The organism is Terriglobus aquaticus, from assembly GCF_025685415.1.
Classification (GTDB): domain Bacteria; phylum Acidobacteriota; class Terriglobia; order Terriglobales; family Acidobacteriaceae; genus Terriglobus; species Terriglobus aquaticus.
Window position 1 is genome coordinate 1,895,102 of sequence record NZ_JAGSYB010000001.1, and the last position, 14,276, is coordinate 1,909,377.

Sequence of the window (14,276 nt, forward strand, 5' to 3'; positions counted from 1 at the left end):
GTGCAGGCGAAGACTCCGGCGGACGAGGGCTCCTCGACCGCAGCACCGCTCGCGTATCGTTAGGACGGGATGGCCCCCGACCAGCAAACAATCAGCGACGCGGGCCAGGACTCGCGTGACGACGCGCTTATCCCAAGCGCCAAGGGCAATGCGGGACCAAACCGCAGGCCGTTGCAGCCCATGCTAGGTGTGCTGCTGTTTATGTCGATGGTGGCGGGCGTCGCGGCAATACTGAACACCATCCTCAAGCACTACATCCCATCGCAACCCGCCTTCCGCGTCGTTCCTCTCGCGAACAGCTTTCTGCAGAGTGCCGCGCTCGGGATCGCCGTGGCCGCTGCAACTTCAACGCTCGCCTGGGCAGAGCGGCGCACCCTTGCCAGTTACGGCTTGATTTCCAAGCACCCTGTGCGCAATCTGCTGGGCGGCGCGCTGGCAGGCGTTGCCCTGCTTTCAGCGGTCGTGCTGTTACTGCACCAATTGGACCTGCTCGTCTTCCGCGGGCAGGTGCTCTTTGGGGCCGCGGCGGAATGGAAGCTGGCCGTGCGCTCCGCTGTCTTCTTCGGTGTAGCAGCCTTCGCAGAAGAGGGCCTGGTCCGCGGCTACCTGCAATACGCGCTCACGCGTGCATTCTCGAGGTTCTTCCGCCGCATCCTGAGCCCCGAAGGCAGTGCCCGTGCGCGTGTCGCGCCCGCGTTCTGGACGTCCACACTCCTGCTGTCCAGCCTCTTCGCCATCCTGCAGCAGGTCTACACGGCCCGCAGCCACCTGGTCCTCCTGAACTCGTTCCTCTTCGGCCTGCTGATGGCATTCAGCCTGTGGCGCACCGGTTCGCTCTGGTGGGCCCTGGGCTTCCACACGGCCTGGGACTGGGCGCAGAGCTTCCTGTGGGGTGTGCCCAACAGCGGCGTTCGCATGCCCGACCACCTGTTCCTGACCGAGGCCACCGGCTCTGCCCTGCGCAGCGGCGGATCCATCGGTCCGGAAGGCAGCGCCTATACGGCAGGCGCGCTCGCCGCCGGTGTAGCGATCCTGATGCTCTTGCACCGCAACCGCGTCTACCCTGACCTGTGGAACGGGCACGAGAGCGGCGACGCATAGCCACTTCCAACAAGAACTGTTCCTGACCGCCTTGACTCGCGTCGGAGCATCTCCGCAGCGTCTTTCCGGCGCCCGGATCCCGCCTCTATCCTCTAAACAGCAATGCCGACCGCAACAACCGCCCCCAAGCGCCTGACTCCCACGGCCTATCGACGCAACCGGCGTATGCGTCGCGGTATCGCCGTTGTCGTGACGCTGCTGGTCCTGGCGGCCGTTGCCACGATCGCCGCCCGACTGTGGCTGCGCCATGCCATCGCCGCAGGCGCACCGACACTGGACGGCACACTGCACGTCTCCGGTCTTTCAGCGCCGGTCCGTGTTCGACGCGACGCCTACGGCATTCCGCACATCCAGGCTGCCAACGAAGATGACCTTCTGGTGGCGCAAGGGTATGTGACCGCGCAGGATCGCCTGTGGCAGATGGATATGCTGCGGCGCCATGCCGCCGGTGAACTCGCGGAGATTCTTGGCTCCGACATGCTCGAGCACGACCGCACCCAGCGCTACCTGCAACTGCGCGCCGTCGCGGACCGCAGCGTCGACGAGCTCGATCCTGCCGAGCGTCACGCCCTCGAGCAGTACAGCCGCGGCGTCAACGCCGCCATCGCCGCCGCGGAGAACGGTTCAGGCGCGCTTCCCGCCGAGTTCCGCCTGCTGGGGTACACACCGCGCCCGTGGACGCCGCGCGATTCGCTGCTGGTCGGCTTCGCCATGGCACAGGACCTGAGCACCGGCTACCCCAACAAGCTGAACCGCGAAGCCGTGACGGCCGACCTGTCGCCGGAGATGGCGGCAGACCTCTACCCCACGACCACCTTCCGCGACCACCCGCCGGCGGAGGGTCACAAGGACTTATCCGCACCGCGCGAAATGATCGAAATCCCGCTGGACGATTCGCAGGTGAAACTCGAAGCACCGCAACAGTTCGAGGACCATCTTCGCGACCTGCAACATGCAAACGCGATCCTGGCGGCCAGCGTCTCCGGCCTGCGCTGCGATGGCTGCACCGCCGGCTCCAACAACTGGGTGGTCAGCGGTGCCCGCTCCGCCAGCGGCAAGCCCATGCTGGCCAACGACATGCACCTGAGCATCACGGTGCCCGGCATCTGGTACACGGCAACCCTGGACGCCCCAAACCTGAGCGTTGCCGGCGTGACCCTGCCCGGCGTCCCGTACGTGATCGTGGGTCACAATAGCCACGTCGCCTGGGGCTTTACCAACTCTTCTGCCGACGCGCAGGACTTGTACGTCGAGCAGCGTCACGGCGACACCTACACCGCCAGCGATGGCTCCTCACAGCCAATTGAGCACCGCACGGAGACCATCCTCGTCAAGCACGGCCTGAACACCACGCTGGACATTGCCTTCACCCGCCACGGTGGCGTCGCCACTCCCATCCTCACCCCGCTCTTCCCGCACGAGAAGCGCACGCTCGCCCTGCGATGGACGCTGTACGACCCCGGCTTTGCCAGCATGCCGTTCGACCGCGCCAACCGCGCCGGCACCGGCGCGGAGCTCGAAGAGGCCTTCCGCAACTTCGGCGGACCGTCGCAGAACCTGGTCTGGGGGGACGACAGCGGCCACATCGGCTACCACCTCATCGGCTTTGTTCCCCTGCGCAACGCACCAGCCGTCGGCAGCACGGTCACATTTGCGCAGTCTGGCGAACAGAGTCCCACGGTTCCGCCCTCCCTCGCGGACGACTCCACTCCCATCGGTGTGGACGGCAATCCCATCCTCCCCTCCGCCAGTGCTCCAGGCTCGCCCTCGCCCCAGGCGTCTACGGCTCCGCAGAGTCCCTCGTCGGCACAGACGGGCTCGACCGCATTTGTGCCCATCTCCGGGCATCACGCACTGGCTCCGGTGCCTGTTCCGGCCGGCCAGTACGAGTGGGCGCAGCGCATCCCCTACGATCAGCTTCCGCGGGTCACCGATCCCGCCTCCGGCATTCTGGCCACGGCGAACGCGCGGATCACCTCCGATTCTTACCCGTACCCCATCTCGCTCGACTGGGAAGCCCCATACCGCAATGAGCGCATCTGGCGCGCCCTGGGCGACCGCACCGGACTCACCCCAGCGGACATGACCGCCTTGCAGGACGACGTGTTCTCCGCATTCGACCGCACGCTAGCCGAGCGCGTCGCCTATGCCGTCGACCACGTCAAGTCGCCCTCCAAGCGGGCACGCGAGGCCGCCAACCTGCTTCGCTCGTGGGATGGCCGGGTGACGCTCGAGGCCGCGCAGCCCAACATCACGCAGGCGGTGCGGTCGGCACTCCTGACCATCCTGCTGGAGCCTCGCCTCGGCCGCGACGGCCTTCTGCTGTACACACCGCACGCACGCGCCTATGCCCTGGAAATGCTGATCGAGCATGCTCAGCCTCGCTGGCTGCCGGCCGGCTATGCGGATTGGAACGCGCTTCTAGCTGCTGCCCTGGAACGCGGCCTGAAGGACGCGCACGCTCCCGGGAAGCTCAGCACCTGGCGATGGTCGGGCATGAACCGCATTGCTCTTGGCCACCCCGTCTTCGCAAAGACTTGGTACCTGCGCTGGCTCTCGGGTGCCGGCAGCGTGGAAGCGCCGCTGCCCGGCAACGCGTACACCGTCCACGTCGCGTCCGGCATCCACGGTGCAAGCGAGCGATTCGTCGTCGATCTGGCCCAACCGGAGCAGGGCACCATGACATTGCCTCTGGGCGAGAGCGGCAACTTCCGCTCGCCGTACTTCGCCAATCAGTTCCCGGCCTGGTCCACCGGCAAACCCCTGCCCATGACCGGCGCCGCCGCAACGCACCAGCTCACCTTGGCACCCTAGCTCGCCGCGTCCATGTCCTCCGTCTCCCAGCCGACGTTGACCAGCCCGAACGCAAGACGCATCTTGCCGTACGCCGCGATTCTCGCGGCAGCCCTGCTTGCCATTCTGCCGCTTCTGCTCCATGGCCCGAGCTGTGGTCACGACCTCCCCTTCCACCTGCTCAACTGGATGGACGCGGCGCACCAATGGCGCGCTGGCGTTCTGCGACCGTGGTGGTGCGCCGCCGCCGCGTGGAACGCCGGCGAGGCTCGCTTCCTCTTCTACCCGCCGCTGTCATGGACGCTGGGCGGTCTGCTTACTGCAGCCTTCGGCGCCGCTCGCGCCCCGCTGGCGTACACCTTCGTCGCCCTGGCCCTCTGCGGCGTCACCATGCGGCGCTTCCTGTCCGAGTTCGTCAGCGCCCCGCTCGCCCTGGTGGGTGGATGCCTGTACCTTGCTCACCCGTATCTGCTCTTCACCGCGACCGAGCGCACCGCCTACGCAGAACTGCTCGCGTCCGCCTGGCTGCCGTGGATGCTGCGCGAGCTGTTCCGGGAACGCATCTCCGCCGCAAGGCTCGCTTTGCCGGTGGCGTTGCTGTGGCTGACCAACACGCCGTCTTCCGTTCTGGCCACCTACACGCTCGCGGTAGTCCTCGGGGTCCGCGCCGCGGTTGCACTCCGCCGTGGGCAGCCCCTGCTCAGACCTCTGCTACTACCTGCCGTAGCCGGCTACCTGTGGGGCGTCGCGCTTTCCGCGATCTTTCTCTTGCCTGCGCTGGTGCAGCACAGTGCCGTCGAGGTGGGACAGGCCTTCAGCAGCGGCATGCGCCCGGAGGACGGCACCCTATTCACACACACGGGCGAGCCGCTCCACGACCAGGTAGTTCACCAGGCCTCGATTCTTGCCGTGCTTCTGGTGGGCGCCGCTGCCTTGGCGGGGCTGCTCTGGCTCGCCCAGCGTGGCCGGACGGAGCGCCTTCACGGCATGCGCGACCTGACGCTGCAGCGATCCGCTGGCAAGGGAATCGTGCAGCCTGCATTTCTGCTGCTCACGGTCCTCGTCACCTTCCTGCTCACGCCGGCAAGCCTCCTGCTGTGGCACCACCTGCCGGAATTGCACTTCCTCCAGTTCCCGTGGCGCATTCTCATGCTGCAGGGCGTCCTGACTGTCGCCTCAATCGTCTCCGCGATCCGAGTCCGGCTACGCTACCGCGTCGCGATCCCGGTCGCGCTGCTGGCCGTCTTCGCGCTGAGCTTCGCCGCGCACCACAGCTATGCCCAGGCGTGCGACGACGAAGATCTGCCCACCAGCCTGCAGGCGCAATACACCAGCGGCTCCGGCTTTGAACCGTACGACGAATACACGCCCAGGGACGCCGACAACGACCTGCTCCACCCCGGCGAGCCAGCCGCATGGACAGCGGAGGAGTCATCCGCGCCTCCGCCACCCGTTGCGCAGGCCCACGCTCACGCTGTCGGAACGGGATCGCCCGGAATCCTGACCATCCAGGCGGAACCACGCCCCGGCGACCACTTCCTCATCGTTCGCCAGCGCGCCTTTCGCAATTGGCACGTGATCCTCGACGGCGTGCCTGTTCCCCAGACCGTCGACCGCGACGACGACCTGCTCGCCGTTCCGATCACAGGCGGCGTGCCACACACCCTGACTCTGCGTTACGAGTGGAGCCCCGACCAGGTCGCCGGAGTCGTCATCTCGCTCTTGGCCACCGGCGGTTTCGTCGTGATTCGACGTCCCGCACGGCGACAGCTCGAAGCACCCTGACACCAAAGGACGCCCTCGTTCGTCCAGCTTTCGTACACTGGACCCATCCCATGCCGCACTCTGTTCAAGACCTGCTCGCCGAAGGCGTTCGTCGGACCGACGAAGCGCTGGAGCGCCTTCTGCCCGGCCCCGACGTTCTGCCCCATTCCATCCATCGCGCCATGCGTCACAGCGTGTTCGCCGGCGGCAAGCGCCTGCGCCCGCTGCTGGCCATGGAGACGGCTCGCGCCGTTGCCGGCAGCCTGCCCGCCGCTGCTGCCGACCTGGGTGCTGCGATTGAGATGATCCACACCTACTCGCTCATCCACGACGATCTGCCCGCGCTGGACAACGACGACTTGCGCCGCGGGAAACCGACCTGCCACGTCGCGTTCGGCGAAGCTACGGCCATCCTCGCCGGCGACGCCCTGCAAACCCTCGCCTACCAGACTCTCTCGCAACTGGACTGCCCTGCCGACGCCGCGGTGCAGATTGTCCGCGAGGTGGCGATCGCCACTGGCACCGGCGTCGGCGGCTCGCTCGCGCCCGGCATGATTGGCGGCCAGGTGATGGACATCGAAGGCGAAGGCCAGAAGCCAACAGCGGAACTGGTCGAAGCGATTCACCGCGCCAAGACCGGAGCGCTCATCACCGTCTCAATCGTCAGCGGCGGCCTGCTTGCCGGCGCAACCGCGAAACAGGTCGCGCACCTCCGCGCGTTCGGCGAGCGTGCGGGCCTGGCGTTCCAGATCGTCGACGACATCCTGGACGTGACTCAGACCTCAGAGGAACTCGGCAAGACCGCCGGCAAAGACACCGCAACGGAAAAGGCCACCTGGCCCGCCGTCTTCGGCCTGGAAGCCAGCCGCGAGCAGGCAGCCTCGCTCATCCGCGACGCTTTCACCGAGTTGGACGAGTTCGGCCCCGCCGCCGACAACCTGAAAGCGATCGCAAACTACCTGACCGAGCGCACCTACTAGCGCATGCTCAGCGAAGCCGAGGTCCTAGAAGCTCTCCGGGTCTGCTATGACCCGGAGCTTCGCGTCAACATCGTCGACATGGGGCGCGTGCAATCTGTCCACGTCGCTGTGGATACCGAGGCGCCCGGCAATGACCGACGTGTGAAGGTGACCGTCGACCTGTTGCCACGCGAGGAGCAGCAGGATGCGATGTTGTCTGCCCTCATCACCAATCGTCTGCTGGGCATCTACCAAATCTCTCGCACAACGGTGAACCTGCTCGAAGAACCGGCATGGTCGCCAGAGCGCATGTCCGACGCCGCTCGGCGCGAACTCAGCAAGCAGCGCGGCTTGATCCAGCTTGGGAACTGAACTTAGCTGCGTACCAGCCCAACACTGCGCAGAATCACAGGGGAGAACGTAGCGAGCAGAGCGACGCACTCCAGCAGGACGAGCGTCGACGTGTCACGGTGTAACGCACTCAGCGTCCACGCCAGCAGGATCCAGAACGCCATGTCCGCACTGGCGGCCACGTAAACCCAGTCTGAAAACTTGTGCTGGTCGGTGAAGAAGTTCATCTCTCGCAGCATGGGATAGAGAGTCTCGGGCCGCAGCGTCAGGCGCAGCAGGAAGACCGGCGTCAGATTCACCAACAGAACAAGCGCAACCCACACGCCCCCGAGCGATGGGTACCGTGGCTCCACATACCAGGTGGCCGCCACCGTCAGCAGCACATTCAGCGTCGCCCCAGCGTTGACCGCCGCGGGAAAGTGCAGCATGTCGCCGAGGCGGTTCATCTCATTCAGCCGCTTGTCGCCACTGGTGGTCAGCGCGTACGCCATTTCCACGCCCTACTTTCTGCTGCAGAGTGGGAAGCGCCCTCGGAGCGAAGAGGCTGCCCGAAGTTCGCGAGGACTTTGGCTGAATTCCCCTCACCTTGACCAGGCGGCGCGATCGGCCCTCAGGTTGTGACCTAATCGAGATCGAACTCGCGCAGAGGTCGTCCGGTGTCTGGCGACTCCTTCGCCTTTCGGAATGCCTCTTCGAACTTCTTGCTCAGGATGTCGTCGCGGTTCTTCTGCGCTTCGACCGATTGCGCGAAGAGCGAGTCGCGCCTGGCGTTCTGCTCGCGCAAGCCCTGCGCGGCCGCGGACAGGTCTTCAAAGGTCTTCTTGCGCGGCGCCGAAGTATGGCTGATCACGCTCTGCGTCACCGGATCGATGCGCAACACCGCGCCGCAATCCGGACACAGCACCTCAAACCCGATTGCCTTCGCCGCTGCCTGCTTCTTCGCCATGCACGCGATTCTACTGTGACTCGAATTCGGCTGCGATCAGATTGCGAAGACCCGGTGACCGGGGCAATCCTGCTCGGCGTTCTCCACCAGCAACCTGGGAACGTCGACATCCGTCCGTGCCAACAAGGCCGCGCCGCTCAGGAAACGCTCCTGCGGATGACCGTCCGGGAACAGCAGGTGCGACACTGCCGCCGCGTGCTTTGCCAGATGGCCTTCCTTCTGCACTTGCCAATTGGCGGCCATGCGGCGCAAGCGGTTCATCTGGTAGCGCATCTTGTTCGCGGCAATGCCCGCGGACCGGCCCAGGCTCTCGTCCATGGCGCTCATCCATTGCGTGACGGCAGTCAGCTCCGCATCCAAGGCGTTGCCGGCCGCCGCAATCTTGCGCTTGCCCTCAATCGGGATCGCACGCGCAGCTAGCTTCTGCAACAGATCGCCCTCTGGCTGTAGAGCGTCACGCAAGGAGAGTTCGTGCTGCTCCATGACCGCCTGCACCGGAGCGTCCACAAGGGTAGCGGAGAGGCGCGGAAGCACTGGCGTGACCACGCCCAGAATGCGCTCGTAGAGAACGCGGCATTGCGCGAAGTACGCGATCTCTGCCGGACCGCCCACATAGGCAGAGGTAGGTAGTAAGGCGTCCTGAAACACCGGGCGCAGCAGTGCATTCGGGCTCAGTCGTTCGGGCTCGCTGTCCAGCAGCGCCAGCAGATCGTCCTGCGAGTAAACCCGTGCGCCAGCCTTCCACTCGCGGCCTTCGGCGCCGGCGCGCGGCACGCGGCGCAGTGACAGCCGGTTGCCCTGTTCGTCCACTACAAACAGCAGAGAGCTGTTCTCCGCGATCAGCACCTGCGCGTGAAATCCCGCGGCCACCAACTGTTCAGTGTTGTGCAGCAGCGCATCGTGCAACTCGTCCGCGTGCTCGATCGCGTAACGCAACACCGGCGCGCCCATGGCGTGAAACTCCCGCCGACTTGCGTCAATGACGATCAAGCCGTAGTCGCGGAATAGCGCCGTAATCAGCTTTGCGAAGGCGGACGCCAGCGTCTCGCCCGGCGTGTAGTACTCGCGCAAGAGATCGGCAATAGGAGCAAAGCCGAGCAGTTCCTCGGCGCGCTCAACTACCGGCGCGATGGCCTCGCCCAACGGCAAGGACCCCACCTCTCGGGTGCCATGGTGAGGAAACTTCGACCGCAACACCTCTACCCCGCCGCTGTTACGGCCGGGCTGCAGGAACGCCGCCTGGTTCACCTCGTCCAGGTCGTGGTCTTCCGTCGCCATCCAGAAGACAGGAACGTGCGGCATACCGGCTTCGCTCGCTACCTGCGCTTTACGAATCGCGGTTGCCGCCTTCATCAGCGTCAGCAGCGGACCGCCAAACAGACCGACCTGCTGCCCTGTAACCACCGCCCGCGCACCCGCCGCGAGCTTGTCCAGGTTGGCGCGCGTCGCGTCGCCACAGCCCCAGAACTCATTCTGCTCGCGCAACACTCGCACCAACTCGGCCCGGTCCGGCTGCAGCCGCGGCGTTGTGCCCCGCTTCCAGCGGTCGTCCCATGGACTGGTCGGGTAGAACTGGCGCACAGGTGCATCTGCCGGCGCGGTCCGCAACTCCGTGAACTGTTCAAAGATCCGCGAAAGGTGCGGAAGCACGGAGATGGGGTAACACTCTGCGGTCATTGCAATTTCTCTGGGCTGTTGAAGTAGCGCGAGCGTGCCGCCCCGTGTCAGATGGTACTCGAACCCTGTTGGATGCAGCCTGCGCCGCCGAACGCCCTCAGCTGGCACTTCTGGTGGCGAATGGTAGTTTCAGACACATGAGCTCCAGCGAGACCCCGGCCGCCCACCCTACCCAAACCGCTCACGGCGCAGCCGCCTCGTCGCAGATGCCCGACCTGCCCGTGGTCGCCCCGGAGCTGCGGGAGGGCAAAGCCGAAATCCTGAGCTCGCACGAGAGTTTCCACGGCAAAATCTTCTCCGTCTACACCGAGGAGGTCCTGGAGCCCAACGGTGTCCGGGCCACCCGTGACGTCGTTCGCCACAACGGCTCCGTAGTCGTGCTGGCCGTGGACGAGACGACCGACCCCAGCGATCCCCTGATCGTTCTGGAGCAGCAGTTCCGCCACGCCGCCAACCAGTACCTGTTTGAGCTGCCCGCCGGCCGCGTCGATCCGGGCGAAACGACTCGCCACGCCGCCGAGCGCGAACTGATCGAAGAGACCGGCTACCGCGCCACTCAATGGGAGACCCTGGTGAAGTACTACGCCAGCCCGGGGTTTGTCGCCGAGTGGATGGAGATCTACCTGGCTACCGGCATTACCACCGGTGAAGCGCAACCGGAAGAAGACGAGAAGATCGACACCTACCTGGTGCCGCTATCGCGGGTTCTCCGCATGATCGACGAGGGCAGGATCCACGACGGCAAGACCCTGATCGGCGTCATGCTGTACGCCCGTCGCCATGCCGCCCGGCAGGGCTGACGCCCGGCACGCCCCGAAGGGATGGGGCTTTTTGCCGTCCAGCAAAACTTCTGGGCCCCCAAAATTTAGCGCCGCCAAATCCTGCGCCGTTGGGGTGCGTCACCTCGCGCAAAGAGGTACTCCACCGCCGTTTCTGTCGCGTCTACTCAGCACCATCCTCGCCACAGGCTTTCCCGGGCGAGAGCGAAAGACTGATGGTGCAAGGGACAAACACGGTGGCACAGTACAAGGGAACAGTGAAGTGGTTCAACAACGCGAAGGGCTATGGATTTCTGGGCCGCGATGATGGCGGCGCAGACGTCTTCGTCCATTACAGCTCCATCCAGACCGAGGGCTACAAGAGCCTGAAAGAAGGCGACCCGGTTGAATTCGATGTGATCCAGGGCGGCAAAGGCCCCCAGGCCGATCAGGTCGTGCTTACCAACTAATTCGGCCAGCAACCGAGCCGCAGGGCGGCCGTCGCAAAACCGTGTGGCCCCATGTCCCTAACCGGGACATGGGCTTTGTTTTGGCATCTGACACCACAGCCATGGATAACGCCACGCTTGCGCGCCTGTTGGACGAAACCGCCGCGCTGCTTGAAATCGACTCCGCCGACCCGTTCCGCATCCGCAGCTACCGTCGCGCCGCCGAAGCGGTGGAGCAGCAAACCCAGCCGCTGGCCGGCATGATCGACGATCCCAAGCAGCTCCAGACCATTGGCGGCATCGGCAAGGGCATGGCCGCGAACATCGTCGACCTTGTTCGCACCGGATCCATGCCGTTGCGCGACGAACTGCTGACGAAGTACCGCCCCAGCATGCTGGAACTGCTGCGCCTGCCCAGCATGGGACCCAAGACGGTCGCGCTGCTGTGGAGCGCTCTGCAGGTGTCGAACATCGACGAGCTCGAGGCTGCCGCAAAGGCCGGCCACCTGAACACCCTTCCCCGCTTCGGACAAAAGCAGGTCGACAAAATCCTGAAAGGTATCGAAGACCACCGCAAGAACACCGGCCGGTTCCGCATTGATGTGGCCGAGGACTGGGCCGACCGAATCGCCGCCCTCATCCGCGAGTTCCCGGGCGTCGAGACGATTACCTACGCCGGATCGCTGCGCCGCGGCCGCGAGTCGGTCGGCGACCTGGACCTGCTGGTCACCGGTCCTGCCTGCGAACCCGCCGTTGTCAGCGCGGCAGTGGAGCACGTCGCCGCCCTGCCCATCATCAGCCAGCTCCTGGCAAAGGGCCAGAACAAGGTCAGCTTCACCTTGCGCAACAACCTGCAGGTGGACGTGCGCCTGCTGCCACGCGCCTCTTACGGCGCAGCCCTGCAATACTTCACCGGCTCCAAGATGCACAACGTGACGCTGCGCCAGCGCGCTATCCGCATGGGCTACACGCTGTCGGAGTACGCCCTGGCGCGCATCGAGCCCGAGGAGGGTCAGAACCCGATCGTCGCTGGCGCCACCGAGGACGAGATCTACGGCGCGCTCGGCATGCAGTGCATCCCGCCCGAACTGCGCGAAAACTGCGGCGAGATCGAGGCCGCCATCAAGCACGAGCTGCCAAGCCTGATCACGCTGGCCGACATTCGCGGCGACGTTCACATGCACACGGTCGCAACAGACGGCACCTGCACCATCCGCGAGATGGCGGAAGCCGCACTTGCCCGCGGCCGCGGCTACATCGCCATCACCGACCACAGCAAAAACCTCGCGATGACCAACGGCCTGGACGATGCACGCGCGCAGGAACACATCCGCGCCATCCGGCAGGTCGACGCCGAAATGGAGGGTCGCATCCGCGTCTTTGCCGGCATCGAGGTCGACATCCTGCAGGCCGGCGACCTGGACCTGTCCGACGAAACCTTTGCTCAGATGGACGTAGTGGTTGCGAGCGTTCACTCCCATTTCCAGCTCCCCGTGGAGGAGCAGACCGAGCGCATTCTTCGCGCACTCGAGAACCCGTACTTACAGATCCTCGGGCATCCCACCGGCCGCAAGGTCCTGAAGCGCGACGCCCACCATTACGATCTGCACACTGTCCTGAAACGCTGCGTCGAACTCGGCATCGCCGTGGAGCACAACGCCGCGCCAGCACGCGCCGATCTGTCCGACTCCAACCTGCGTCTTGCCAAGGAACTCGGTTGCAAGATCAGCGTCAACACCGATGCGCACGCGGTGGCAGACATGGATCGCCTCCGCTTCGGCATCACCCAGCTACGCCGCGCGTGGCTCACCAAAGCCGATGTTTTGAACACCTTGGAAGCCGACGCGTTCCTCGCATCGCTGCGGCCGCGACCATAGGGGCCGGGTGTTGCATCGAGTGAAGAACCGACCTACAAGCTCGCGATTGCAGGCCGCCGGGAGCCCCAGCCCGCCGCTCGCTCATACGCGGCTGCCAGCGCCAGCACTCGGCCTTCGCTGAACCGCGGACCGGCGATCATCAGCCCGACCGGCAGGCCGCCCGGCGTAAAGCCGCACGGAATGCTGATCGCCGGGATTCCGTAGAGGTTGAACGCCAGCGAGTTGAAGTCGTTCGTCGGCTCCTCTGGCTGCGGCTTCTCTTCGCGGCCAAGTTCTTCCTGGATGGTGCGCGGCCCCACACGGTTCGTAGGCAGCACCACCAGGTCGAAGCCGTCGAAGGCGTCATCGATCGTCTTGCGCAACCCGGCCAGGTGCCACTGTGCCCGAATCAGGTCTACCGCTTTGCCGGCGGCGGTCTCGCCCGGATCGTTCAGTTCCTTAAACGTTCCATCGACCACACCGCGGGTCTGCAACTGGTAGTTGCCCGCGTGCCGGCGAAACAAATCCTGGTGTACCGCAGCCACTTCGGCGGCGCGAACGGCCGTCCAGTCCAGCGCATCGACCGCAGGCAACTGCACGTCGCGCACGGACTGTACCAGTCCTTTGATCACGCCGATCGCAGTCTCGACCGCCGCCGCAGTCGCGGCATCCAGCTTGTCAAAAAAAGGCGCGCGCGGTACGCCTACCCGCAAGCCGCTGACCGGCTGCCGCATGGCCTGCACGTAGTCCTCGGGTGCATGCTCCACGCTGGCCACATCGTGCTTGTCATAGCCGGCCATCACGTTCAGCATCAGCGCGGCATCTTCGACGGTGCGCGCCATCGGTCCGCAATGATCCAGCGAGTAGATCAGCGGGAAGATGCCGCCCAGCGACACCAAACCATACGTCGGCTTCAAACCGACCACGCCGCACCACGCAGCAGGGATGCGGATGGATCCGCCGGTGTCGGTTCCCAGGGCCGCCGGCACCAGGCCCGCTGCGACTGCCGCCGCAGAGCCGCCTGAGGATCCGCCCGCCACGCGCTCCAGCGCCCACGGATTGTGCACCGGCCCGAAATAACTGGTGGCCGAGGTTCCACCCATGGCGAACTCATGCAGGTTGCTCTTGCCCAGCACCAGGGCACCGGCGGCGCGCAACCGGCTCACGACGAAGGCGTCGGCGGTCGGCACGCGATCGTCAAACACCATGCTGCCCACGGTGGTGCGCGTTCCCGCCGTGTCGATGTTGTCCTTGATCGCGACGGGCACACCATGCAGCGGGCCCCGAAAGCGCCCCTGCCTGGCCTCAGCATCCAGCGCTGCTGCCTCCTGCAGGGCCTGCTCACGCCGCACTGTGATGAACGCGTCGAGCTTCGGATTCAGGGCGTCGACCCGCGTCAGCAGCGCCTGCACCAGCGCCTCGGAACGGAGCGTGCCCTGGCGGATCCGGCCCGCAACCTCCGCTACGGTCAGCCAGGCGACCGCATCGGCCCGGGCTTCTCCTCGCAGCGGAAGCACCGGTGCCAGGGTGCAGGCCGCGCCGGCAGCCGATTGAAGAAGAAACTTGCGTCGAGTGGACTGCGGCATCTTTACCGAACTCTATACCGTCCCTTCGCGAGGACC

The 14,276-nt window shown here is 65.6% G+C and carries 12 protein-coding genes; 8 read left to right on the forward strand and 4 right to left on the reverse strand.

Annotated features, from left to right (window positions below; genetic code table 11):
- The first annotated feature begins 69 nt into the window (after positions 1 to 69).
- From OHL12_RS07850 to OHL12_RS07870, 5 genes are all read left to right on the forward strand, one after another.
- Positions 70 to 1,101, forward strand: a complete 1,032-nt coding sequence (locus tag OHL12_RS07850; RefSeq protein WP_263413272.1) for a CPBP family intramembrane glutamic endopeptidase — start codon at positions 70 to 72, stop codon at positions 1,099 to 1,101.
- A gap of 102 nt (positions 1,102 to 1,203) precedes the next feature.
- Positions 1,204 to 3,915, forward strand: coding sequence for a penicillin acylase family protein (locus OHL12_RS07855; RefSeq protein WP_263413273.1), 2,712 nt, complete (start codon positions 1,204 to 1,206; stop codon positions 3,913 to 3,915).
- A 12-nt stretch (positions 3,916 to 3,927) separates the two neighbouring features.
- Positions 3,928 to 5,679: a glycosyltransferase family protein gene (locus tag OHL12_RS07860; RefSeq protein WP_263413274.1), complete on the forward strand. Its 1,752-nt coding sequence runs from the start codon at positions 3,928 to 3,930 to the stop codon at positions 5,677 to 5,679.
- A 50-nt stretch (positions 5,680 to 5,729) separates the two neighbouring features.
- Complete coding sequence (locus OHL12_RS07865; RefSeq protein ID WP_263413275.1) at positions 5,730 to 6,638, forward strand: polyprenyl synthetase family protein; 909 nt, start codon at positions 5,730 to 5,732, stop codon at positions 6,636 to 6,638.
- A gap of 3 nt (positions 6,639 to 6,641) precedes the next feature.
- Positions 6,642 to 6,989 carry a metal-sulfur cluster assembly factor gene (locus OHL12_RS07870; RefSeq protein ID WP_263413276.1) on the forward strand — a complete coding sequence of 116 codons (348 nt, stop codon included), beginning with the start codon at positions 6,642 to 6,644 and terminating at the stop codon, positions 6,987 to 6,989.
- Positions 6,990 to 6,991: 2 nt separating this feature from the next.
- Here OHL12_RS07870 and OHL12_RS07875 read toward each other — a convergent pair whose 3' ends face one another.
- From OHL12_RS07875 to bshC, 3 genes are all read right to left on the reverse strand, one after another.
- Complete coding sequence (locus tag OHL12_RS07875; protein WP_263415095.1) at positions 6,992 to 7,459, reverse strand: hypothetical protein; 468 nt, start codon at positions 7,457 to 7,459, stop codon at positions 6,992 to 6,994.
- A 131-nt stretch (positions 7,460 to 7,590) separates the two neighbouring features.
- A complete protein-coding gene (locus OHL12_RS07880) occupies positions 7,591 to 7,914 on the reverse strand; it encodes a hypothetical protein (RefSeq protein ID WP_263413277.1) in 324 nt (107 codons plus the stop codon).
- A gap of 36 nt (positions 7,915 to 7,950) precedes the next feature.
- Positions 7,951 to 9,591, reverse strand: coding sequence for a bacillithiol biosynthesis cysteine-adding enzyme BshC (bshC, locus tag OHL12_RS07885; RefSeq protein ID WP_263413278.1), 1,641 nt, complete (start codon positions 9,589 to 9,591; stop codon positions 7,951 to 7,953).
- A 137-nt stretch (positions 9,592 to 9,728) separates the two neighbouring features.
- Here bshC and OHL12_RS07890 point away from each other — a divergent pair, with 137 nt between their 5' ends.
- The 3 genes from OHL12_RS07890 to polX all read left to right on the forward strand — a co-directional run bounded on the left by OHL12_RS07890 (position 9,729) and on the right by polX (position 12,675).
- Positions 9,729 to 10,391: an NUDIX hydrolase gene (locus OHL12_RS07890; RefSeq protein WP_263413279.1), complete on the forward strand. Its 663-nt coding sequence runs from the start codon at positions 9,729 to 9,731 to the stop codon at positions 10,389 to 10,391.
- A gap of 215 nt (positions 10,392 to 10,606) precedes the next feature.
- On the forward strand, positions 10,607 to 10,819 hold the full coding sequence (locus OHL12_RS07895) for a cold-shock protein (protein WP_263413280.1): 213 nt from the start codon (positions 10,607 to 10,609) through the stop codon (positions 10,817 to 10,819).
- A 101-nt stretch (positions 10,820 to 10,920) separates the two neighbouring features.
- Positions 10,921 to 12,675: a DNA polymerase/3'-5' exonuclease PolX gene (polX, locus tag OHL12_RS07900; protein WP_263415096.1), complete on the forward strand. Its 1,755-nt coding sequence runs from the start codon at positions 10,921 to 10,923 to the stop codon at positions 12,673 to 12,675.
- 32 nt (positions 12,676 to 12,707) lie between these two features.
- Here polX and OHL12_RS07905 read toward each other — a convergent pair whose 3' ends face one another.
- A complete protein-coding gene (locus OHL12_RS07905) occupies positions 12,708 to 14,240 on the reverse strand; it encodes an amidase (protein WP_263413281.1) in 1,533 nt (510 codons plus the stop codon).
- Positions 14,241 to 14,276 lie beyond the last annotated feature (36 nt).

Excerpts from the sequence above, each read along its gene's own strand:
- bshC (WP_263413278.1), bottom strand. The coding sequence starts at position 9,591 with ATGACCGCAGAGTGTTACCCCATCTCCGTGCTTCCGCACCTTTCGCGG.
- OHL12_RS07865 (WP_263413275.1), top strand. The coding sequence starts at position 5,730 with ATGCCGCACTCTGTTCAAGACCTGCTCGCCGAAGGCGTTCGTCGGACC.
- OHL12_RS07890 (WP_263413279.1), top strand. The coding sequence starts at position 9,729 with ATGAGCTCCAGCGAGACCCCGGCCGCCCACCCTACCCAAACCGCTCAC.
- OHL12_RS07880 (WP_263413277.1), bottom strand. The coding sequence starts at position 7,914 with ATGGCGAAGAAGCAGGCAGCGGCGAAGGCAATCGGGTTTGAGGTGCTG.
- polX (WP_263415096.1), top strand. The coding sequence starts at position 10,921 with ATGGATAACGCCACGCTTGCGCGCCTGTTGGACGAAACCGCCGCGCTG.
- OHL12_RS07860 (WP_263413274.1), top strand. The coding sequence starts at position 3,928 with ATGTCCTCCGTCTCCCAGCCGACGTTGACCAGCCCGAACGCAAGACGC.
- OHL12_RS07870 (WP_263413276.1), top strand. The coding sequence starts at position 6,642 with ATGCTCAGCGAAGCCGAGGTCCTAGAAGCTCTCCGGGTCTGCTATGAC.
- OHL12_RS07850 (WP_263413272.1), top strand. The coding sequence starts at position 70 with ATGGCCCCCGACCAGCAAACAATCAGCGACGCGGGCCAGGACTCGCGT.
- OHL12_RS07875 (WP_263415095.1), bottom strand. The coding sequence starts at position 7,459 with ATGGCGTACGCGCTGACCACCAGTGGCGACAAGCGGCTGAATGAGATG.
- OHL12_RS07855 (WP_263413273.1), top strand. The coding sequence starts at position 1,204 with ATGCCGACCGCAACAACCGCCCCCAAGCGCCTGACTCCCACGGCCTAT.
- OHL12_RS07905 (WP_263413281.1), bottom strand. The coding sequence starts at position 14,240 with ATGCCGCAGTCCACTCGACGCAAGTTTCTTCTTCAATCGGCTGCCGGC.